We start from the raw sequence: 20,715 nt of genomic DNA, 5'->3' as shown, positions 1-20,715 counted from the left end.
TCCAACGTTCACTTCCACACTTTCAGGAGCACACCCATGAGCACTTTCCCCCCAGAACGCACCGCGATCATCACCGGTGCCGTGTCCGAGCGAGGCATCGGCCGCGCCACCGCGAGCTACCTGGCGGCACAGGGCTGGAACATCGGCATCATCGATCTCGACGACGCACGCTGCAAGGCTGCGGCCAAGGAACTCGCCGCCGAGCACGGCGTCAAGGCCTTCGGCGCCGGCGCCAACGTTTCCGACGAGAGCTCGGTGCGGGCAGCAATCGACGCCATCGAGGCGGAACTGCCGCAGATCGTGGCGCTCGCCAATGTGGCCGGCGTCAGCTCACCGGTTCCCTACCTGGAGCTCGACGCCGCCGAATGGGACCGGGTGCTGAACATCAACCTCAACGGCGTCCACTACGCCACGCGCCGCGTCGCAGAGTCCATGGCGAAGAACAGGATCGGGCGCATCGTGAACATCTCCTCGGTCTCCGCGCAGCGCGGCGGCGGCACGTTCTCCAAGACGCCGTACTCGGTGGCGAAGGCGGGCGTGATCGGCCTGACCCGTGCAACGGCCCGTGAACTCGGCGAGTACGACATCACGGTCAACGCCATCTCCCCGGGCCCCATCGACACCGACATCATGGGCGGCACCCTCAGTGCGGAACGCAAGGACGAACTCACCAAAGACCTCGTGGTCAACCGCGTTGGCTCCACCCGGGACATCGCAGCAGCCATCGCCTTCCTCATCAGCGAGGACGCCGGGTACATCTCCGGCCAGACGCTGAATGTGGATGGCGGACTCTACATGCACTAAGGAACAAGCATCATGGCACAACACAGCCAACCCCCCGCCACCGGATTCGCATCCTGGAGCAAGGGACGGAAGATCTACCTCGCCGTCGGGATCCTGGCCTGCCTGGCCGGGATCATGATCATCGCGTTTTCACGCTAGGGAACTTCACTGACCTGATCTTCCCACCAGATTCACGCTAGGGAACCTCGCTGACCTGATCTACCCTCCTGATTCGCTCCATTGATTCACTCAACTGATTTACTCAAAGAGGAGTTTTGATGACGTTAACAACAACGTCCACCAGGGATCTCCTGGAGACGCCGGTACTGAAATCGGCCATCTCCAAGGCGTCCCGCAGGCTCATGCCCATGCTGGTGATCCTTTATGTCGTGGCCTTCCTGGACCGCACCAACGTGGGCTTCGCCGAGGCCGCCCTGGGCGTGGACAAGGGCATCACCGCAGGCGCCTACGCATTGGGCGCCGGGATCTTCTTCATCGGCTACGCCCTGTTCGAAATCCCCAGCAACCTGCTCCTGACCAAGTATGGCGCCAAGGTCTGGCTGGCCCGCATCGCCATCACCTGGGGCATCGTCTCCGCCTGCTTCGCGTTCGTCCAGGGCGAGACCTCGTTCATCATCCTGCGGTTCCTGCTGGGTGTCACCGAGGCCGGGCTGTTCCCGGGCGTCATCATGTTCCTCGCGGCGTGGTTCCCCAACAAGGTCCGCGTCAAGATGTTCGCCATCTTCTACCTGGCCCAGCCGTTCTCCCAGATGATGGGCGCCCCGCTGTCCGGCTGGCTGATCAACATCGGCGACCAGGTTCCCGGTGTTGCCGGCTGGCAGGTCATGTTCTTCGTCGAAGGCATGCTTGCAGTCGTCGCCGGTATCGCCGCGTACTTCTTCCTGATCAACAGCCCGCAGGACGCCAAGTTCCTGACCAAGGAGGAGAAGAACGCGCTCCTGGAAGTCATGGCGCTGGAGGACACCGTCAAGGAAGAGTCCGGCCCGCGCGGCGTCCTCGCCGCCATGAAGAACCGCAAGGTCTGGTACTTCACCGTCATCTACTTCTGCCTGCAGATCGCCGTCTACGGCGTGACGTTCTACCTGCCGCAGCAGGTGGCCCAGCTGACCGGCCAGAAGGTGGGCCTCGCCGTCGGCCTGATGGCCGCCATCCCGTGGTTCTTCGGCATCTTCGCCTGCTACTTCATCGGCAGGGCCGCCAACACCGTGATCCGCCGCCGGATCTGGGGCACCGGGCTGTTCATCTCCACCGGACTCTGCATCTTCGGCTCCGCGTGGGCCGGCGCGAACCACATCCCGGCACTCGGCATCATCTTCATCACCCTCGCCGTCTGCAGCTTCCTCTCCATCGGCCCCATCGCCTGGTCCTACCCGACGGCGTTCCTCACCGGAACGGCTGCGGCCGCGGGTATCGGCCTGATCAACTCGCTCGGCAACCTGGGCGGCTTCGTCGCTCCGATCCTGCGGACCTCGGTCAACCAGATCACCGCCTCGGACACCGGAACCATGGGGGTCTACGCCCTGGGCGTGCTGCCGTTCCTGGCCGCGGCCATGATGTTCGCAACCAAGCGGTTCAAGAACAAGGCCGACGAGCTGCTGGAGGAGTAAGCTCCTCCAGCACCCATCAACTGGATCCAGCAGAAAGCACCAACACATGCAGCAGAGCCCCGGCAGCCAGACCTCCAGCGCCCGCATCCTGGTGGGGGTCAGCACCAAGATGTACCTGGGATACCGGGACAGCCTGGACTGGCTGGAGCGGCTGCGGCACGAAGTGGATACTCGTCCGGCTCTCGCGGCCGGGCGGGTTGTCCCGTTCGTCATTCCGTCCTTCCCCGTCCTGCCCGCGGCAGCAGGGCTGCTGGCAGATTCACCGCTGCTGCTCGGCGCCCAGAACTGCGGCTGGGCGGACGGCCCGTGGACCGGGGAGGTGGCACCGTCCATGCTCGCGGAACTCGGGGTCCGGCTCGTGGAAATCGGCCACGCCGAACGCCGCCAGCACTTCGGCGAAGACGATGCCATGGTGGCCCGCAAGGTCCGGGCAGCGGATGACGCCGGGCTCACGCCGCTGCTGTGCGTGGGGGAGCGCGACGCCGGCCAGCCGGCGCCCGCCGCGGACTTTGTGTACCGCCAGATCAGGTCCGCCGTCGACGGCGACTGGAACCTCGCGGGCCGGCTCACCATCGCGTACGAACCCGTCTGGGCCATCGGCGCGGCGGAGCCCGCCGCCGCGGCGTACGTGTCCGACGTCGTCCAACGGCTCCGCGGACGGCTCGCCGCGGCCGGGGTGCCGGAGCTGCCGGTCATCTACGGCGGCTCCGCCAAGCCCGGACTGCTGCCCACGCTCGAGGGTGTCTCAGGCCTGTTCCTGGGTCGGTTTGCGCACGATCCGGTGAACTTCGGCACGGTGCTGGATGAGGCACTCCTGCTGGCGGACGGTTTCCCCTCGGCGGACGCCGTCCACCGGGATTAGGGCCAGCCACAAGAATCATCACCGCTGGACATGTCCCGCCCCGGCCGCGAACAGTGGGCACAATGGCATTCTGCCCACTGTTCGCATTCAGGAATGAGCATGTCCCTCGGTTGCGGGGCCAAGGACTGGGCATGTCCAGCCGCGACCACGGTCACCGCTGGGCATGTCCCGCCGCGGCCACGGCGACTGCTGGACATGTCCCGCCGCGGCCACGGCGACTGCTGGACATGTCCCGCCGCGGCCATGAACGATGGGCACCATGGCATTCTGCCCATTGTTCGCATTTTGGCATGAGCATGTCCCTCGGTCGCTGGGTCAAGGACTGGGCATGTCCCGCCGCGGCAAAGAACGATGGGCACAATGGCATTCTGCCCACTGTTCGCATTCAGGAATGAGCATGTCCCTCGGTCGCAGGCCGAGGATTAAGCATGTCCCTCGGTCGCAGGCCAAGGAATGAGCATGTCCCGCAGAGGGACCACGAAATGGGCATGTCCCTCGGTCGCAGGCCAAGGAATGAGCATGTCCCGCGGAGGGACCACGAAATGGGCATGTCCCCGAAGCCAAGGTGTCAGGAAGCCACTGAGCGCTGGCACAGGCCGATGAAGCCGCCCAGCTGTTCCATGCCCTCCGGGTGCGCTGGCAGGTAGTTCGTCAGTTCCGTGGCGCGGACGATCACGGCCCGCCACTGCCCGCGGGAGACCGCCACGTTGATCCGGTTGCGCGAGAGCAGGAACTCCATCCCGCGCGGCGCCTCGGCCACGGCCGAACAGGCCATCGACACGATCACCACCGCCGCTTCCTGGCCCTGGAACTTGTCCACCGTCCCTACCCGGACCCCTGACAGGGCGGCAACCTCCAGCGCGTCGCGGATCACGTTGACCTGGGCGTTATAGGCGGCCACCACCAGGATGTCGTCGGCACCCAGGGGTCGCGAGCCCTGTTCGGTGTGCCACTGCAACCCCAGATGCCGCCGCACTTGGCGAACGACTTCCGAGGCCTCCTCGGGCGAGGACGTGATATTGCCGCTGTGTTCGACGAGTACTGTTTCGATCCCGGCCGAAACACCGTCAAGCCGCCGGAGTTCGGCGGCGGGTGCAGACCGGAGCTGCCCCTCGTAGGACAGTTCGGACACGGCCCGGCACAGCGCGGAGGTCATTCGCCACGAGTCGGCCAGGAAATAGCCCAATTCCGGCGGCAGCGTGGCGTGGCCGGCGGATATCCAGCCGAGAGCAGACTCGTCCACAGGCTCGGGATGCGAGCCTTGGCTGACCTGCGGCAACTGCTGGGGATCGCCCAGCAGCAGCAGGCGGCTGCTGGCCTGCGCCACCGCCAGGGTATTGGCCAGGGAGAATTGGCCGGCCTCGTCGATCACCAGCAGGTCCAGTGATCCGGCGGGGACATTGGCTCCCGTCATGGTCCACGCAGTGCCACCAACGAGCGCCCCGCCCGGCGAGCCGAGGAGCCGGGCAACGTCCTTCGCTGTGCGTTGCTCCCAGGGGATGGGGTCCGCGTGTTTCACTTCCTTGGCGACGATGGACGGATCAATTCCGGCGCTGGTCACCGCAGTCTTGAGCAGATTCTCTACGACAGCGTGGGACTGGCCCACGACGCCGACCTTCCAGCCGCGGGCAACCAGCCGTGCGATGACGTGGGAACCCACATGGGTCTTGCCGGTGCCGGGAGGTCCCTGCACCGCCAGGTACGAGTGATCCAGGTGCAGGACAGCCTCGGTAATGACATCTATGAAACGGTCCGGCCCCGCACCGGGCTGCGGCAACGAGTGTCCGGTAACCAGCCGTGGCGGCAGGCGTCGGACGAGATCCAGCGCGGGATGACGGGGAATCACCGAGGATCCCAGGCCAGCCGCCACTTTGTCAGCCAGAGAAGCCAACGAGTCCTCGAGGCTCTTGGTCGCGAGCGGCTGGTCCTCCGTCAAGGCGATGGGGAGATCATTGTGGGGTGACACCTTCCGGTGCAGCCGGTCTCGGATGATGACGGTGTCACTGCCGTCCTCGTGTCCCAGCTCCAGGACTTCCGTCCCGAACCAACCGTTGCGTCCGGTTCCGTCCTTCCCGGTTCCCTCCAGCCCGGCAGGAAGCGGGCGGTCGTACATCCGGAACCATTTGCTGCCGACGCGCAGATCGGAGCCCGGGCTCACGGTGCCAGTCAGTTTGACCCGACGTTCGGGGAGTTTAGTGCCTTCCTGCCGCCAGCCGTCCAGTATCTCGGCGGATTCGACGAGGAAGACGTTTCTGTCCCGGACATGGGTATCGGGGCCCTGCTCGCAGCGGTCGAAGTGCGCCCACCAAAACGCCTTGCGCTCCCGGCGGTGATAACTCACGGCCGCCGCTAGCATTGCTACAGCCTTCCGGTCGTCCTCCGGCAGACCGGTCCCCGGCGCGGCGAACTCCGTCAGTGCGAGTTCGGCCGGGCTCAGGGCAACGTCGGTTCCCCGGTCTTCGTGGTCAGATCCGGTCGAAGTCCCGGCGCTCGGGGAGACGTCGGCCCCCGCGCGGCCGACCTGACCGCCGGCCCCGGCGCGGCCGCCCTGACCGCCGGCCGAGATCCCGCGGTCCTGCGCCAGGCCCAGGAGCCAGTTCCGGAGCTCGAGCGTGGACAGGCAGTCGTACTCGTTGTAGTCCGAGATCCCGGCAAGGATTTTGTCCGCCTCCGCGGGACGACCGTTGTCGCGCGCCTCGCAGTAGTGGGCATAGGCAACCACGGAGGCGCCGGCGTCTTTTACCTCCCCGGAACGGAGGTTCTGCCCCATGTAGAGCGGCTCAAGTTTCTTGATGCTGTAGGAATTCTCGGAGATGCGGATGCTGTTCCGGACGGTCTGGTACAGGTCCACCAGAAGCCCGTCGCGGAGCCACTGGTCCACGGTGTCCTCGCCCGCCACGTGCATCACGGACAGCTTGCGCAAGGCAGTCTTCTCATACGCGGCGTAGTGGTAGACGTGCATGTCGGGGTACTCCTGCCGGCGCTTCTCCACATAGGCGAGGAAGTCCAGGAAGGCCTGCTTCTCCGCTTCCCGGCTATGCGCCCAGAACGGCTTGAATACGCCGTGGGCACCGGCTTTGGTAGGCGCTTCGATGACACCGAACAGGTACTCCAGGCCCCAGACGCCGGTGGCGCTTTCCTGCCACAGCGGGTCGCCCTCGAAGTCGAAGAAGATGTCGCCTTCGCTGGGGACAGGGAGCTCGGCCAGGCTGTTTTCGGGGATGACCGCGTACCTGAGCGAATGCTCCTCGCCGTCCTTGACGTACCGCACGCCGCCGTCGGCGCCGCCGAGCCCGCTCTGCATCCGGGCCTGCTCCTGCAGGCGCCGGAGGGCGGCGCTCGCATCCGGGAGAGCGGCCTGAGCCAGTTCCTGAACGGTGGAGATGCCTGATGCGCGGAGGGCCTTGCGTTGCGCGGAGTTCATCCGGGCCACCAGGAGCAGATCGTCCGTGGCCTTGACCATCTCCTGGCAGTAGTCGCAGCGGCCGCAGGCGGTGATGCCCGCTTCGCCCCAGCGGACGGTGCCGGGCTGCGCGACGTGCGCGGAGGTCAGGGCGAGGAAGCGCTCCCGGCGTTCGCGGAACACCGGCAGGATTTCGGCGAGTTTGTGGTGGCTGCGGACGTAGTCGAAACCGCCGCCCGGCAGTGGAACGGTGGCTCCGAGGACCAGTGTCACGGCAGGGTCGGGGGTGATCCCGGCCTGGAGGAGCTGGTCACCGTAGGCGGCCAGCTGGAGCAGGGCCGTCACCTTCGCGTGGCGGGCCAGCTTGGTGTCGAACACGGCATAGCTTCCATCAGCCTGTCGCACCAGGAAGTCGGAGCGCCCATGGAACCGGCCGTCAAAGAAGGCCGCCTGGAACACGACGTCCGCTCCTGACCGCAGCGCTTCAATGGACTCATGGTGCTTCGCCAGCAGGGTGGCGCGGTCCATGCGCTGGGCCGGGACGACGTCGTACACGCCCCGCCGGGACAAGGGATCCCACAGCCCGAACTCCTTGACGAAAGCGTCCAGGACTTTGCGCTCGTGGACGTCGCCCAGCCTGGCCGCGTGCTCAAGCATCTCGTCGACGCCGAAATCCGGTCTGGGGGAGCGGCCCAGCCGCTCGTCGAGTTTCCGGAGCAGCTGGTACTCGCAGCTGGCCGCGATCACCAGGTCGCTCGCGGAAAAGACCAGATCCGGTCCGGAGCCCGGCACCTCCGGTTCAAGAAAAAACACTGCGCCCCCGTTGCTGTGGCTCTGTCTGGTGTGGCCCCATCGCCGGTGATGTCCTCTGCCGGTGATGTCTTCCTGCCAAGCTACCAAAGCCCCCCGACAATTAGGCTCGGTCAACTTGTCCGGACCCCGGATCCTCGCCGTAAGGCAAAATAGCAGGGTGACCCAACTCCCGCAGCCCCCCGCCACACCCGCCTCCACCCCTTCGCCGAAGGCCTCCACGCCGCAGACCCAGGAAACCGGCATCGCCGCGCAGATCGCCGACGAACTCGGCGTCCAGGCGTGGCAGGTCAAGGCTGCCGTGGACTTGCTCGACGCCGGATCCACGGTCCCGTTCATTGCCCGTTACCGCAAGGAAGCCACCGGCACGCTGGACGACACCCAGCTCCGCGACCTTGAGGAGCGGCTGCGCTATCTCCGCGAGCTCGAAGACCGCCGGCGCACCGTTCTGGAAGCGATCGCCGCGCAGGGCCAGCTGACCCCGGAACTGCAGGCCGCCGTCGTCGGTGCCGACACGAAGTCCCGGCTTGAGGACATCTACCTGCCATTCAAGACCAAGCGGCGCACGAAGGCCCAGATTGCCCGCGAGGCCGGCCTGGAGCCGCTCGCGGATGCGTTGCTCAAACGTCCGGAGCTGGATCCGGAGCGCGAAGCGGCCAAGTACCTCAACGCGGAGCACGCCATCGGGGACGGAGCCACGGCGCTCGCCGGTGCCCGCTCGATCCTGGTGGAACGGGCCGCGCAGGATGCGGATCTGGCCGCGACGCTGCGGGAGCGGCTCTGGACGCAGGGCCGGATGGTGTCGCGCGTCAAGAATGGCAAGGAAGCCGAGGGCCAGAAGTTCAAGGACTACTTCGAGTTCTCCCAGCAACCGTCCGGGATGCCCTCGCACCGCGTCCTGGCGCTGTTGCGTGGCGAGAAGGACGGCGTGCTGGAGCTGGATCTCGCCGAGGCTGAACCGAACGACGACGCCGCCCTCACCGCCGCCCGCGGCCGGTACGAAGCCGCCGTGGCCAGGTTCCTCGGGGTGGCCGACCGCGGCCGGCCGCGCCGACGCGTGGCTGCTGCAGACCGCGCAGCTGGCGTGGCGTTCACGGGTGCTGGCCCGGCTGACCGGGGATCTGCGCAGCCGGATGTTCGCCGCCGCCGAAGACGAGGCCGTGCGCGTGTTCGCGGCCAATCTGCGGGACGTGCTGCTCGCGGCGCCGGCCGGAAACCGCGCCACCCTGGGCTTGGACCCGGGACTGCGGACCGGCGTGAAGGTCGCCGTCGTGGACGGCACGGGCAAGGTCGTCGCGACGGACACCATCTACCCACACGCCCCGGCCCGGAAATGGGACGAAGCGCTGCGCACGCTCGTGGGCCTGGCCAGGAAGCACGGCGTCGAACTCGTGGCGATCGGCAACGGGACGGCGTCACGCGAGACGGACAAGCTCGCCGCCGAACTGCTCAAGCAGCTCGCCACCGGGTCGGACACCAAACCCCAGAAAATCGTCGTGTCCGAAGCCGGCGCCTCGGTGTATTCGGCCTCGGCGCTCGCCTCGGCGGAATTGCCGGGCATGGATGTCTCGCTGCGCGGCGCGGTCTCGATCGCACGGCGGCTGCAGGACCCCCTCGCCGAGCTCGTAAAGATCGAACCGAAGTCGATCGGCGTCGGGCAGTATCAGCACGATGTCACGGCCGCCAAGCTGGACCGCAGCCTCGACGCGGTTGTCGAGGATTGCGTGAACGCGGTGGGCGTGGACGTCAACACGGCCTCGCCCGCGCTGCTGAGCCGGGTGGCCGGCGTCGGGCCGTTGCTGAGCGAGAATATCGTGGCCTACCGGAACGAACACGGCCCCTTCGCCAAGCGCAGCGAGCTGAAAAAGGTCCCGCGGCTGGGCGCCAAGGCGTTCGAGCAGTGTGCCGGCTTCCTGCGGATCACCGGGGGAGCGGAGCCGTTGGACGCCTCCAGCGTGCACCCGGAGGCCTACCCGGTGGCACGGAAAATCAGAGCCGCGGCGAAGATCAGCCCGGAGGGAGGGACCCTCTCTGCGCTGAACCCGCAGGACTTCGTGGACGGCACCTTCGGCCTGCCCACGGTGCAGGACATCATCGCCGAACTCGAGAAGCCTGGCCGGGACCCCCGTCCGGCCTTCGCAGCGGCGACGTTCTCGGAAGGGATTGAGAAGATCTCCGACCTCAGGCCAGGCATGGTGCTGGAGGGAACGGTGACTAACGTGGCGGCGTTCGGCGCGTTTGTCGACGTCGGCGTGCACCAGGACGGACTGGTGCACGTGTCCGCGCTGGCCAACCGCTTCGTCTCGGACCCCCGCGAGGTGGTGAAATCCGGGCAGGTCGTCCGCGTGAAGGTGCTGGAAGCGGATCCGGAACGCAAGCGCATCTCGCTGACCCTGAGGCTCGACGACGAACCGGCAGGTTCCGGAGGCGGCGCGTCGTCTTCCGGCGACCGCGCCGGTGCCCGGCCCGCCCAGGCTCCCCAACCGGGGCGGCAGGCTCCCCAACCGCGGGTTTCGCAGCCACAGCCGCGGCAGCCCAACGCCGAGAAGGCGGCCGGAAGGCAGTCCCAGCCCCACCGGACGCCCGCTCAACCGCGGACCACGCCGCCGCCCGCGAACACCGCCATGGCCGAAGCACTCCGTCGGGCGGGCCTGAAAAAGTAGCGCCCCTCAGGTCTCGTACCGCTCGTCGCTTCAGCGCTACCGTCCGGCGCAGAATTAGGACGTTTGCTTAGTATCTGCACCATGATTGCCGGAGGCAACGGCCCGGGTTGAGCCCTTGCCTGTGTCCTGGAGACCGCTGTCGTTAACGAGCAAGGGGAACAATCATGGGGCAGGGCCGTGGACACCGGGCCGGCGATCAGGGCGCCACCGCCGAATCCCATGATGGCCATGCCCGTGGCTCGTCCGATCGCGTTGTTTTCGGACCGGTTCACCGCGGTGCCGGGCGTAGGCGCACCGCCTGCATACCGCCGTCGACGGATATGGACGCGCCGGTCGTGGACCCGGAGAGGGGGCTTACGAGGTAGACAACGGCGCCCGCCACCTCGTCCGCGGAAACCAGCCGGCCATGAGGCTGGCGGGCTTCAAGGGCGGCGCGTTCCGCAGCCGCGTCTGGGGCCGCCTCCAACAGGCGGGAGACCCATGGAGTGTCAGTCGTCCCGGGATTGACGCAGTTCACCCTGATGCCTTCACGGAGGTGGTCCGCCGCCATGGCTTGGGTCAGCGACAGCACCGCACCTTTGGTGGCTGAGTACAGAGCCCGTTGCGGGAGACCGGCCGTAGCGGCAACCGAGCACATGTTCACGATGGCGGCCGATGGCGACTCCCGCAGCGCCGGAAGCGCAGCCCGGCTGACGCGCACCATGCCCACGACGTTGACGTCCCACACCCGGTGCCATTCGTCGTCGGGGTTGTCCGCTACGGTGCCCTGGGCACCGATGCCTGCGTTGTTCACCACTATGTCCAGCCGGCCGAACTGCGCCAAGACGGAGCCGACGGCGGCACGGACGGAGCCGTCATCGCTCACGTCGCAGACCGCGGGGAAGGCGCCCCGCGTTGATCTGGTCGGATGACGGTCCAGCACCGCGACGTCAGCGCCCAAGGCCTGGAACCTGCCGACGATCGCGTCGCCAATGCCGGATGACCCTCCCGTCACGATGGCCACCAGGCCCTGCAACTCGCTCATGCGCCGGCCCTCTCCGGAGCGGCAATTCCGTCAACCGTGCAGCCTGAAGCCACGTGCTCGGCGGGGTCCAGGACGTGCACTCGAACAGCCTCTTCCCCTGCCCACAGGAGGCTAAAGAACCGATCCGGTTCCGGCGCTGCAATGACTTCAGCGGCCTGCCAGTAGTCCTGGGTGAAGGCCTCGGACGCTTCAGACGGCGAAATCGCCGCGCGTCCCTGCCGCGCCGCCCAGACCCGCCTGATTACAAGGTCCTGCTCCACAGAATCAATCTAGCCCTGACCCGACGTGATCGTCACGTAGTCGTAGCGGTGGGCTTAACGCTCCAACCCAGGATTTGCTCTGCGCGGGTGCTCGCGTAGGCGTCGGCGGTGTCGAAGGTGGTAATGCCCAGATCCACGGCCTGCCGGATGCAGGCCGTGGCCATGTCCTGGTCGATCTACTCACCGTGGGTAACCCAGTTTCCGTAGGCGAGCTAGCTGACGTACATACCGGATGAACCAAGCTTGCGGTATTCCATTCTCGTAGTGCCTTTCCGAGTCAGATCCTGCCGGCGGCCTCCGGATTGGAAGCAGCGAGGGGATTCTGAATTGTCAGAAGGATGGTCTTGCCCCAGGGCTATGACGCGGGCTGCAGATGGGCCCGGAGTTCCTCTAAAGTCGGAGGATTTGCGCCCGGGCGCCGCACGGTGATGGCGGCCGCCATGGCAGCCGTGCGCCCCAGCTGTTCCAGAACAGCAGGCGCGAGGCCATCAGCCCCATGGGTGAGGAGTCCCAATATCAGGGCTGCCATGTACGAGTCGCCGGCGCCGATCGTGTCAGCGACCCCGGATTCTACTGATGGGATGTTCAGCCGTGTCGCAGCTGCGGCGAGCAGTGAACCCTGTGAGCCTTTGGTGATGACTGCCAGGTCGGCGCCCAGCCCCAGGAGGTGCGCGGCGGTGTCATCTAAGTGCTTCCTGGGGTAGAGCCACTGTGCGTCCTCTTCGCTGAGTTTGACGACGTCGGTCAGGTGAACCAGATCTTCGAAAATGGACTTGGCTTGGGCGTGGCTGCCCAGTAGGGCGGGTCTGATATTGGGGTCATAGGTGACCGTACATTCGTGGCGGCATTGCTGCAGGAGGGATTTGACCGCGTCCGCGCCCGGTGCAAGAAAAGTGGCGATCGAACCGGTGTGAAGGACCTTAGGGACGTAGGCGGTAGCGACCGGTTCCAGTGCCCATGAAATGTCGAAGTCGTAGCTGGCAGACCCGTCCGGAGCGAGCGTCGCCGTCGCAGACGCGGTCCTTCCCAGGGAGTGTGAGCCGGGCAGGAGCGTCACGCCGGCACTGTGCAGGTGCCGCTCGATGGCCGCGCCGCGCTCGTCGTCGCCAATGGCGGTCAACAGCCCGGTGTTGACGCCGAGCCGGCCAAGCCCATAGGCGACGTTTGCGGGTGACCCGCCGGGGTATTCACTAGTACCCCGGGGCGAGGTGACGACGTCGATGAGCGCTTCGCCGACAACGACGACGTCCAGGAACTGCCGGGACGGTCCAGTGGACTCGAGATACTGCATGTCATGTCCTTCTTCAGGTGGTGTGCTGCCCCTGCTCGCGGTGGAGGATGCGGCGTCATGCTGCGGGAAGTGATCAGGCCACGGGGTCATCGGGCGGCCGCTGCCGCTTGGACGGGAAGCTCGGGACCGTTAAGCGTACTGGGTGACACTCAGGCTATTGATGATTGCTGTGCCACCGATGGCGTAAAGCGAGACCTCGGCGCTGGTGGCGGCAGGGAAGATCAATTCGGTCAAGGTGACCTGGCCTCCCTGGGCGAAAACCTCGACGGAGCAGCGGTCCACATAGATGGTTAGCTCGTAGGAACCGTCTGTCGTCCGGATCGGGGCGGTGTCGATGGACGCGAAGGATTCGTGGAAGTCTGTTTGCCCGGATTCCCGGCGGTCGATGACGATGAGTCCTTCACTAGGCCGGATGCCGATGCGGGTTCCCTGCGCTCCATCGCCACGGACAATCAGTCCGCATTCCTCGGCTGTTCCCGGTGTAACGGTGAGCTCAATGCGTTGGACGCTGCCCGCTGCGCCGTCCAGGAGGTGCTGGCCGTCGGATATTTCGACTCTCGCGAGGCTGAATGAGGGGGTCTGCTCAGCGCGTGGGGCCAGATCCCCTGCGGCCTGCTGCACCAGCCGCCAGCTCCCATCCATGGACTGAAGGGACACTTCCCGGACCAGGGACATGGGGCTGCGCCACGGGGAGGTGGGGATCTCGTTGGCGTATTCCCAGTTGTTCATCCAGGCGATCATGAGGCGGCGGTTGTCTGGGGCGTCGCTGAAGGAGACGGCCGCGTAGTAGTCACGGCCCCAGTCGAGCCACTGGTATTCGCCCAACCTGTCCGGGTCCTGGAGGCCTTCGGTGATCGTGGTGGCTGAGGTGAACGTGGTTCCATCGAAGTGTCCGACGAAGTACTGCCCGGCTGAGCCGTTGTTGGGCCCGCCAGGGTTGAGGTTTACTGTCAGGACCCATTTGAGGTTTTCCGGGTCGCCGTTGACCGGGAGGGGGAAGAGGTCCGGGCATTCCCAGACGCCGCCGGTGGCGTTTGCGGGGCCGAAGCTGCTCAAGGGCTGCCAGTCCTTAAGGTCGTGCGACTTGTAGAGCACCACTTGGAAGTCTTTGGCCTCGACGGCGACCATGACCCAGTAGCTGCCGGCGCCGCCGTCGTAGCGGATGACCTTGGGGTCGCGGAACTCGGCGGATCCGCGGCTGAGTACGGGGTTGGCGCGGTGTTTGGTCCAGGTGTAACCGCCGTCCAGGCTGTAGGCCAGGGACTGGGCTTGGATGCCCTCGTGGGCGGAGCCGGGTTTGAAGGCGCTGGTGTAGATGGCGACCAGCGGGGCGGCGGACGCGGTGCCGAAGCCGCTGGTGTTGTCGCGGTCATAGACGATGCTGCCGGAGAATATGTCCTCGTCCTCGTCACAGCTGATGGCGACGGGGTGTTCGGTCCAGGTCAGCAGGTCAGGTGATGTGGCGTGTCCCCAGGACATGTTTCCCCAGACGCTGCCCAAGGGGTTGTTCTGGTAGTAGAGGTGGTAGACGCCTTCATGGAAAATCAGGCCGTTGGGGTCATTGAGCCAGGTGTTCCGTGCGGCGTAGTGCAGGGCCGGCCGGAATGTCTCGGCTGTCGTGGCGGTCGCGGCAGTCATGAAGGCTGTGTCTCGTTTCTGTGCAGGTTCAGGTTGTGTGGAGAATCCGCGTCTACGGGTTCCCTGGCGGTGGGGTGGGTCGGCCTCGAGCCGGCCCACCCCGTTGGTTGGAGCTAGGAGTTCTTTTTGTAGCGGTCGTAGGCCTGCTGGTAAACCTCGATCATTTTGTCGACGCCGACGTTTTTGAGCTGGGAGACGTAACCGTCCCATTCCTGCTCGATACCTCCGGAGACGATCCACTTGGCGGTGTTCTGCTTCACCAGGGAGGTGACGTCGGTCTGGATGGTGGTGATCTGCTGAAGTTCCTCGTTGGACAGAGCCACCGGGGGGTATCCCTCACTGCCGGCGAAGGGCTTGTAGAGTTCGTTGACGGTTTTCTGGCGTTCGGCGGCGCGGGGTTCGGGCGCGACGACGGTTGTGAAGTTCTCTGCGGTGTTGGCCTTCGGTCCGCCAGGAGCGACCTTCTGGCGGCGTTCGCCTTCGCTGGTGCCTGCGGGGGCAGGGATCTGGGTCAGCAGGCCGTTCGCGTCCTTCTGCAGGGTTTCACCGATGGGTCCCCAGTTGGCTTGGGCCGACTGGATGGGGTCGTAGAGGTTGTCGGCCCAGCGCATGGTCGCTGCGGAGTATTTGTTTGCCCGGGTGATGGCGAAGGCGCCGCGGGCGATTTCCTGGTTGTTGGACTGGCTGGCGATCCGCTTGCCGTCCACGCCTTCAAGGACCGGGACGAGGGCGTAGTTGTTGGCGCGGTCCGCGCCGACCATTTCGGGGATTTCCCACCAGACGAAGGAACCGAGGTTTTCGGTCGCGGCTTTGCCCTTGGCCAGGTAGGCCTTGTCGTCCTGGGAGAAGGATTCGGGGTCGATCAGGCCTTCCTGGTACCACTCGTGGAGGGTCTGGATGGCCTTTTTGTAGCCGTCCTGGGTGGCGGTGAAGATGACCTTGTCGTCCTGGACGATGCGGTGGTCCATGTTGTCCGGTACCCCGCCCAGGGCGGCGATCAGGTCAACAATGTCTCCGCACCAGGAGCCGGGAATGAAGCTCAGCGGGATGGTCTTGCCGGTCCCGGAGGCGTCCTGGTTCTTGAAGGCCAGAAGCGCGTCATGGAACTCATCAATGGTCTTGGGCATCGGGATGTTGAGCTTTTTCAGCCATGATGTGTTGATGGCCATTGCGTGGGGGAACTGGACCAGGCCGAGTTCCTCGACGGAGGGCAGGGAGTAGATGTGCCCGTCCGAGGAGGTGATGGCGGCTTTGATGTCGGGCCGTTCGGCGAGCAGTTTGGAGAGATTGGGGGCGTTCTTCTCGATCAGACCCTCGAGCGGGATGAGGGTGCCGCTTGCCGAATAGGTTGCGATCTCGGCGTCGGTCAATCCGCTGTTGAAGAACGCGTCCGGGAGGTCACCGCTGGCGAGGATGAGGTTCTTCTTTTCCTGGAAAACCGTCTCGGGCAGGTTCTCCCAGTTGATGTGGATGTTGGTGGCCTTTTCCCACTCCTGCACCACGGTCATGGTGTTGTAGTCCGGCGCCAGGGCGGCCTTGGTGCCGGAGAACTTTAGGTCCAGTTGCTTACTGACGATCGGGAAGCCGGTCTCCTGGAAACCGAAGTCGGCGGAGGCGTCTTTGATCTCCGTGGCGCCGGAGCCGCCGCCGGAGCAGGCGGTGAACGTCAATGTTCCGGCCAAGACGGCGCCGAGGGCAGCGTATTTGCGGCTGAATGCCATGGTCATTCCTATTCTTAGGTGGGGTTGCTGGGTGTCGTCCGGGTGAATGCCGGGTGACGGTTCTGAGGTGCTATTTGACGGCGCCGATCATGGCGCCCTTGGTGAAGTGCTTCTGCATGAATGGCAGGGCAATCATGAGTGGCAGGCTCGAGACGACGATCATGGCGTACTTGGTGAGCTCTGCGATCCTTTGCGCGGCGGCATAGGATTCGATGTCTCCGCCCGTGGTTCCGGTGGATGAGACGTCGGACTGGATGAGGATGTTGCGCAGCACGAGCTGCAGCGGGTACTTGGAGTCGTCGTTGAGGAAGATCAGGGCATCGAAGAACGAGTTCCAGTGCGCCACGATGTGGACCATGATCATGAGCATGATCAGTGGTTTGGACAGTGGAAGCACCATTTTGAAAAAGAATTTGAAGTCGGTTGCCCCGTCCATCTGGGCGGCTTCGCGCAGTTCGTTCGGGATGGTGTGTTCAAAGAAGGACCTGGCGATAATCAGGTTCCACACGCCGACTGCGCCGGGCAGGACCACGGCCCAGACGGTGTCCAGCATGCCCAGGTCACGGACCACCAGGTACTTGGTGATGAGTCCGCCGTCGAAGAACATGGTGATCACGAACAGGAGCATCAGGATTTTCCGGCCGGGCATGTCCTTGCGGGACAAGGCGTAGGCGCCGCAGAGGATGGTGGTGACGCTGATGGCGGTGCCGAGCACGGTGTAGATGACGGTGTTGCCCAAGCCGTTCCAGATACGGCTGTCGGCGAAGATCCGCTCGTAGCCTTCGGTGGTGATGCCCGAGGGGAAGAGCCAGACTTTGCCTTCGTAGACGGCGTTCGGGTCGCTGATGGAGGCGATGACAATGAAGTACAGCGGGTACACCACGGCCAGGATGGACAGCAGCAGGACAGCGGTGGCGCCGATGTTGAATGCGCGGTCGCCGTATTTGTCCCGCAGCGATTGTTTGGGGCGGACCTTATTGATCGTCCGGGCCGGGGTTTCAGTTGCGCGGGGGTTGGTTGTCAAAGACATGTCGGCATCACCACAGGGTCGCTTGGTTGGCCCGGCGTGCAATCGTGTTGAAGACGAGCAGCAACGCCAGGTTGAGGAGGGAGTTGAACAGGCCGATGGCGGCCGAGTAGCTGAACTGCGCCTGCTGAAGGCCCGCGTGGTAGACGTAGGTCTGAATGATCTCCGAAGAGGAGATGTTCAGCGGCGTCTGCATCAGCAGCGCCTTCTCAAAGCCAACGTTCAGCAGGTTGCCGATAGCAAGGATGAACAGGATCGTCACGACAGGCATGATGCCGGGCAGGTCAATGTGCCGGATGCGCTGCAGCTTCGAGGCGCCGTCGACCTTGGCCGCGTCATGCAGGGCCGGATCAATGGCCGCGAGAGCTGCAAGGTACACGATCATCGAGAAGCCGGCGTTCTGCCAGACATCCGAGATCACGTAGATGGGACGGAACCATTCCGCCGAACCCATAAAGAAGATCGGCTCCCCGCCCGCCAGCTGGATGGCATTGTTCACCAGACCGGATCTGGGGGAGAGGATGACGAACATGATGCCCACGACCACAACGGTGGAGATGAAGGCCGGCGAATACAGCACGGTTTGGGTGAACTTCTTGAACTTCTCACTTTGGAGCTGGTTGACCAGCAGCGCCAGGATGATCGGGATGGGGAAGGCAATCAACAGGCCGAGGACGGCAATCCACAGGGTGTTGCCGACGACCTGGCCGAACTGATAAGAGTTCACGAACCGGATGAAGTGCGTCAGGCCTACCCAGGGGCTGTCGGTGAACCCGTCCACCGGGTTGTAGTTCTTGAAAGCGATCTGCACGCCATACATCGGCCAGTACTTGAAGACCAGAATATAGACGACGGCCGGCGCTAGTAATACGTATAACTGCCAGGCGCGGGAAATTCTCTTGAGGCGGAGCGAAAAAGAATCTTTTCGCTGCAGCAACGGTGCCGCAGCAGGACGCCCGCGTCGGGCCGGGATGGTGCGGCTCATGGCATCTCCTTGGGATGGGTCACTGAGTTCCGTTCGATCAGGGGGCAGTCCATGAGCTCGACCCGGCCATCGGGTTCGGCGCCTTGGAGGATCAGTTCAACCGCGCGCCGGCCCATGGCGACGAACGGCAATTCCAGGGTGGTCAGTCCCGGGCGCAGATGCGGGGCCAGGATGGCCTGGTTATCGAATCCCACGATCGATACGTCATTAGGGACGGAAAGGCGCAGGTCCGATATCGCCTGGTAGGCGCCCCAGGCGCCTCGGTCGTTTGCGCAGAAGATGGCTGTGGGCGGCTGGCTGGATGTCAGCAGCTCCGTTGCGTATTTGTAGCCGTCTTCCTCACCGCCTTTGCCGAAGCGGACCAGGTCCGGATCGGACTCCAGGTCGGCTTCTTCAAGAGCTTTCCGGTAGCCCTCGTGACGTCCGACGGCTGCCGGCAGTTCGCTTTCAAGGCTCTCAATGTTAATGAGGGCTATCCGGCGGTGCCCCGCATCCAGCAGCCTACGCGTAGCCGTGTAGCCGCCTTTCACTTCATTGGGGGCGACACTGGGGAGGTTCCCGGCTCGGTCCTGGGAGTTTAGTACGACGGATCGGACGCCGGCCAGGGCCTCGGGTACTTCCAGTTTGCGGTGGTACATGGCGCCGTAGACGACGCCCGCTACCTTGTAGGAGAGCATGGTGTCCAGAGAGGCGGCTTCCAGCTCCTTATCGCCCCCGGTGTTGACCGTGAGCAGGAGGAGCCCGTCCTCCCACGCCCGCTGCTGGGCGCCTTCGATGATCGCGCCGGCAAAGGGAGAGGTAGCCACCGAATCGCCAATAAAGCCGATCATCCCGGCCACGCCGTCGCGGAGCGTCTTCGCATGGGCGTTGGTACGGTAACCCAGCCGGTTCACAGCATCCCGGACCCGCTTGCGCGTATCCTCCGAGAAACGGGACCCTGAAGCCGAATTGAGAACCAGGGAAACTGTGGCCTGAGAAACTCCGGCGGCAGCGGCAACGTCATGCATCGTCGGTCCTGACTTTGGCCGTAAACCAGCCATGACACCTCCTTGGGTCAGCGTTTGAAGATCGGGTTATTCGTATAACTGGGTCAACTGTAGCCTGCATCACATCGACCGTCAACATGGCGGATAGGCGCCCGCGGGCAGGGCCGACAGACAGCCAGACTCAACGGGCTGATCTTCGGGCCGGAAATCCAGGCCTGCCCGCTCAACCGTGCATCCGGCGGTCCAATTATCAGCTTTGACGCGGGACTCCTGGCATTCCGAGGTTGGTTGGGCCGAGCCGGGCGAGTCGTTTGCGTCCGCGCGCTTTCCTGGAGGAAGCGGAGGGTGAGGTCAATGCCTTCGAGTTCGCCGAGCCACCCCTTTGTTCCGACCAGTGCAGGGTGATGAGGTCCTCATTGATCTCGTCGAGGCGGTCGATCATCACAGGGTCGAATTAGAGCATCGGGCAGCGGATGCAGGCGTGTTCGTGCTCGCATGGAGTGGCGTAGGGCCGCCCGCAGCTGCCCAGCTCGACCTGCGTAACCGTTCTCGTCGGTCGAGAGGCCGGAGATGCTGCGGACGATCACGACATTGCTCTTGCCGCCGAGGGGCTTGAGATTATGGCGTAATCACCAGAGCTCGCCCGGACCACGAGGTACAGAAATCGGGATCATGGAACCCGAAGTGAAGTACTGGCATTCCAGCATTCCGTGGGCCACGGCCTCCTCAGGCCTTCAGTGGCCGCGATCCACGACCCGCGGCCGGCCGAACTGGGTGTGAACACCGGGCGAGAACAACACGGATTCCGGCGGTCCCGCCACGCTGATGCCAGCAGCGGCGACCAGCTGATCTTCAAGCCGGGCCAGTTGCGCCCGATACAACGGCCACGGGCTATGCGAGTTGGGGACATACAGGGTTCGGCCTCTGAAGCGGGTATGCAGACCGAACCGCGCGGTGAGGTGGATGGAGAGCAAATCAGTGGCGCCGGCGTCGAGCTCCGGGACCACTGCGAAGACACTCCGGCTGCCACCCCGGAACCGGCGCACGTCATACCCCACCGACCGGCGCATCGCATGTCTCGACGGCCCGCCTCCAGCAGGACCGGCGGTCGGACCCAACAGCTCGTGAGAATCCCCTGAACCCACGGCCTCCACCGGCCGCGCCGCTTCCGCAGACCCCGCTTCCGCAGACCCCGCACCGAGGAAACTCGTACGCGACCACACATACCGCATCCCAGCCGCCCGCGCCGCCAGCACCGCCGCCAGCCGCGAAGCATCCAGGCTCAGGAAGACCACACCCCGCGTGCCATCCGGCTCCCGGGAGTAAAGGCGAACATTGATCTCGTCGAAGCTCCCAAAGTACGGGATACCCGGCCCGCGCCCCAGACCGGCGCCCTGCACACGGAATCCGATCAGCCCCACCCAGGCGGATCCGTCGAACACGTCCGGGTAGACACCGGGAGGCATGAACGCTGCCGCGACCGCCTCAGGGATGCGCCAATGCAGAAAGACTGCATCTGTCCATCGCTGCTTCAAAATGGTCGGGGACGGCAGCTTCGGGGCATCCGGCCAAGGATCGTGGCCTCTACGGATCAGCCCTCTCATTGCCCGAGCCTAGCGTGAGCCCGCGACGCC

14 protein-coding genes and 1 pseudogene are annotated in these 20,715 nt (G+C 65.0%); 5 read left to right on the top strand and 10 right to left on the bottom strand.

What is annotated here, in order from left to right; genetic code table 11:
* The first annotated feature begins 36 nt into the window (after positions 1 to 36).
* The 4 genes from QFZ69_RS16945 (at position 37) to QFZ69_RS16930 (ending at position 3,273) form a co-directional block, all read left to right on the top strand.
* On the top strand, positions 37 to 804 hold the full coding sequence (locus QFZ69_RS16945; RefSeq protein WP_306912982.1) for an SDR family NAD(P)-dependent oxidoreductase: 768 nt from the start codon (positions 37 to 39) through the stop codon (positions 802 to 804).
* A 12-nt stretch (positions 805 to 816) separates the two neighbouring features.
* The gene (locus QFZ69_RS16940) at positions 817 to 942 is read left to right on the top strand and encodes a hypothetical protein (RefSeq protein ID WP_306912981.1); all 126 of its coding nucleotides are present in this window, start codon (positions 817 to 819) and stop codon (positions 940 to 942) included.
* Positions 943 to 1,061: 119 nt separating this feature from the next.
* Entirely contained in the window at positions 1,062 to 2,411 is a 1,350-nt protein-coding gene (locus tag QFZ69_RS16935; RefSeq protein ID WP_306912980.1) for an MFS transporter, read from the top strand.
* Between the two features lie 46 nt (positions 2,412 to 2,457).
* On the top strand, positions 2,458 to 3,273 hold the full coding sequence (locus QFZ69_RS16930) for a triose-phosphate isomerase family protein (protein ID WP_306912979.1): 816 nt from the start codon (positions 2,458 to 2,460) through the stop codon (positions 3,271 to 3,273).
* Between the two features lie 568 nt (positions 3,274 to 3,841).
* Here the strand turns inward: QFZ69_RS16930 and QFZ69_RS16925 are convergent.
* Positions 3,842 to 7,489: a bifunctional RecB family nuclease/DEAD/DEAH box helicase gene (locus QFZ69_RS16925; RefSeq protein ID WP_306912978.1), complete on the bottom strand. Its 3,648-nt coding sequence runs from the start codon at positions 7,487 to 7,489 to the stop codon at positions 3,842 to 3,844.
* Between the two features lie 157 nt (positions 7,490 to 7,646).
* Here QFZ69_RS16925 and QFZ69_RS16920 point away from each other — a divergent pair.
* Positions 7,647 to 10,149, top strand: a pseudogene (locus QFZ69_RS16920) (Tex family protein).
* Positions 10,150 to 10,417: 268 nt separating this feature from the next.
* On the opposite strand, the gene QFZ69_RS16915 reads toward QFZ69_RS16920, so the two are convergent.
* The 9 genes from QFZ69_RS16915 to QFZ69_RS16875 form a co-directional block, all read right to left on the bottom strand.
* Positions 10,418 to 11,173, bottom strand: coding sequence for an SDR family NAD(P)-dependent oxidoreductase (locus tag QFZ69_RS16915; protein ID WP_306912976.1), 756 nt, complete (start codon positions 11,171 to 11,173; stop codon positions 10,418 to 10,420).
* A gap of 292 nt (positions 11,174 to 11,465) precedes the next feature.
* The gene (locus QFZ69_RS16910; protein WP_306912974.1) at positions 11,466 to 11,597 is read right to left on the bottom strand and encodes an aldo/keto reductase; all 132 of its coding nucleotides are present in this window, start codon (positions 11,595 to 11,597) and stop codon (positions 11,466 to 11,468) included.
* A gap of 191 nt (positions 11,598 to 11,788) precedes the next feature.
* Complete coding sequence (locus QFZ69_RS16905; protein WP_306912973.1) at positions 11,789 to 12,724, bottom strand: carbohydrate kinase; 936 nt, start codon at positions 12,722 to 12,724, stop codon at positions 11,789 to 11,791.
* A gap of 129 nt (positions 12,725 to 12,853) precedes the next feature.
* Positions 12,854 to 14,362: a glycoside hydrolase family 32 protein gene (locus tag QFZ69_RS16900; protein WP_307000297.1), complete on the bottom strand. Its 1,509-nt coding sequence runs from the start codon at positions 14,360 to 14,362 to the stop codon at positions 12,854 to 12,856.
* A 113-nt stretch (positions 14,363 to 14,475) separates the two neighbouring features.
* Positions 14,476 to 16,089 carry an ABC transporter substrate-binding protein gene (locus tag QFZ69_RS16895; protein WP_307000295.1) on the bottom strand — a complete coding sequence of 538 codons (1,614 nt, stop codon included), beginning with the start codon at positions 16,087 to 16,089 and terminating at the stop codon, positions 14,476 to 14,478.
* 64 nt (positions 16,090 to 16,153) lie between these two features.
* Positions 16,154 to 17,113, bottom strand: a complete 960-nt coding sequence (locus QFZ69_RS16890; RefSeq protein ID WP_306912970.1) for a carbohydrate ABC transporter permease — start codon at positions 17,111 to 17,113, stop codon at positions 16,154 to 16,156.
* 7 nt (positions 17,114 to 17,120) lie between these two features.
* The gene (locus QFZ69_RS16885) at positions 17,121 to 18,095 is read right to left on the bottom strand and encodes a sugar ABC transporter permease (protein ID WP_306912969.1); all 975 of its coding nucleotides are present in this window, start codon (positions 18,093 to 18,095) and stop codon (positions 17,121 to 17,123) included.
* The gene (locus tag QFZ69_RS16880; protein WP_306912968.1) at positions 18,092 to 19,102 is read right to left on the bottom strand and encodes a LacI family DNA-binding transcriptional regulator; all 1,011 of its coding nucleotides are present in this window, start codon (positions 19,100 to 19,102) and stop codon (positions 18,092 to 18,094) included. The genes QFZ69_RS16885 and QFZ69_RS16880 overlap by 4 nt, the downstream gene beginning before the upstream one ends.
* 713 nt (positions 19,103 to 19,815) lie before the next feature.
* A complete protein-coding gene (locus QFZ69_RS16875; protein WP_306912967.1) occupies positions 19,816 to 20,685 on the bottom strand; it encodes a YqjF family protein in 870 nt (289 codons plus the stop codon).
* Between the last annotated feature and the right edge of the window lie 30 nt (positions 20,686 to 20,715).

This window comes from Arthrobacter sp. V1I7, from assembly GCF_030817015.1.
Classification (GTDB): domain Bacteria; phylum Actinomycetota; class Actinomycetes; order Actinomycetales; family Micrococcaceae; genus Arthrobacter.
This window is presented reverse-complemented; position numbering and strand designations above follow the sequence as displayed.

Excerpts from the sequence above, each read along its gene's own strand:
- QFZ69_RS16930 (WP_306912979.1), top strand. The coding sequence starts at position 2,458 with ATGCAGCAGAGCCCCGGCAGCCAGACCTCCAGCGCCCGCATCCTGGTG.
- QFZ69_RS16940 (WP_306912981.1), top strand. The coding sequence starts at position 817 with ATGGCACAACACAGCCAACCCCCCGCCACCGGATTCGCATCCTGGAGC.
- QFZ69_RS16945 (WP_306912982.1), top strand. The coding sequence starts at position 37 with ATGAGCACTTTCCCCCCAGAACGCACCGCGATCATCACCGGTGCCGTG.
- QFZ69_RS16910 (WP_306912974.1), bottom strand. The coding sequence starts at position 11,597 with ATGGCCACGGCCTGCATCCGGCAGGCCGTGGATCTGGGCATTACCACC.
- QFZ69_RS16915 (WP_306912976.1), bottom strand. The coding sequence starts at position 11,173 with ATGAGCGAGTTGCAGGGCCTGGTGGCCATCGTGACGGGAGGGTCATCC.
- QFZ69_RS16875 (WP_306912967.1), bottom strand. The coding sequence starts at position 20,685 with ATGAGAGGGCTGATCCGTAGAGGCCACGATCCTTGGCCGGATGCCCCG.
- QFZ69_RS16890 (WP_306912970.1), bottom strand. The coding sequence starts at position 17,113 with ATGTCTTTGACAACCAACCCCCGCGCAACTGAAACCCCGGCCCGGACG.
- QFZ69_RS16905 (WP_306912973.1), bottom strand. The coding sequence starts at position 12,724 with ATGCAGTATCTCGAGTCCACTGGACCGTCCCGGCAGTTCCTGGACGTC.
- QFZ69_RS16885 (WP_306912969.1), bottom strand. The coding sequence starts at position 18,095 with ATGAGCCGCACCATCCCGGCCCGACGCGGGCGTCCTGCTGCGGCACCG.
- QFZ69_RS16900 (WP_307000297.1), bottom strand. The coding sequence starts at position 14,362 with ATGACTGCCGCGACCGCCACGACAGCCGAGACATTCCGGCCGGCCCTG.
- QFZ69_RS16935 (WP_306912980.1), top strand. The coding sequence starts at position 1,062 with ATGACGTTAACAACAACGTCCACCAGGGATCTCCTGGAGACGCCGGTA.
- QFZ69_RS16895 (WP_307000295.1), bottom strand. The coding sequence starts at position 16,089 with ATGACCATGGCATTCAGCCGCAAATACGCTGCCCTCGGCGCCGTCTTG.
- QFZ69_RS16880 (WP_306912968.1), bottom strand. The coding sequence starts at position 19,102 with ATGCATGACGTTGCCGCTGCCGCCGGAGTTTCTCAGGCCACAGTTTCC.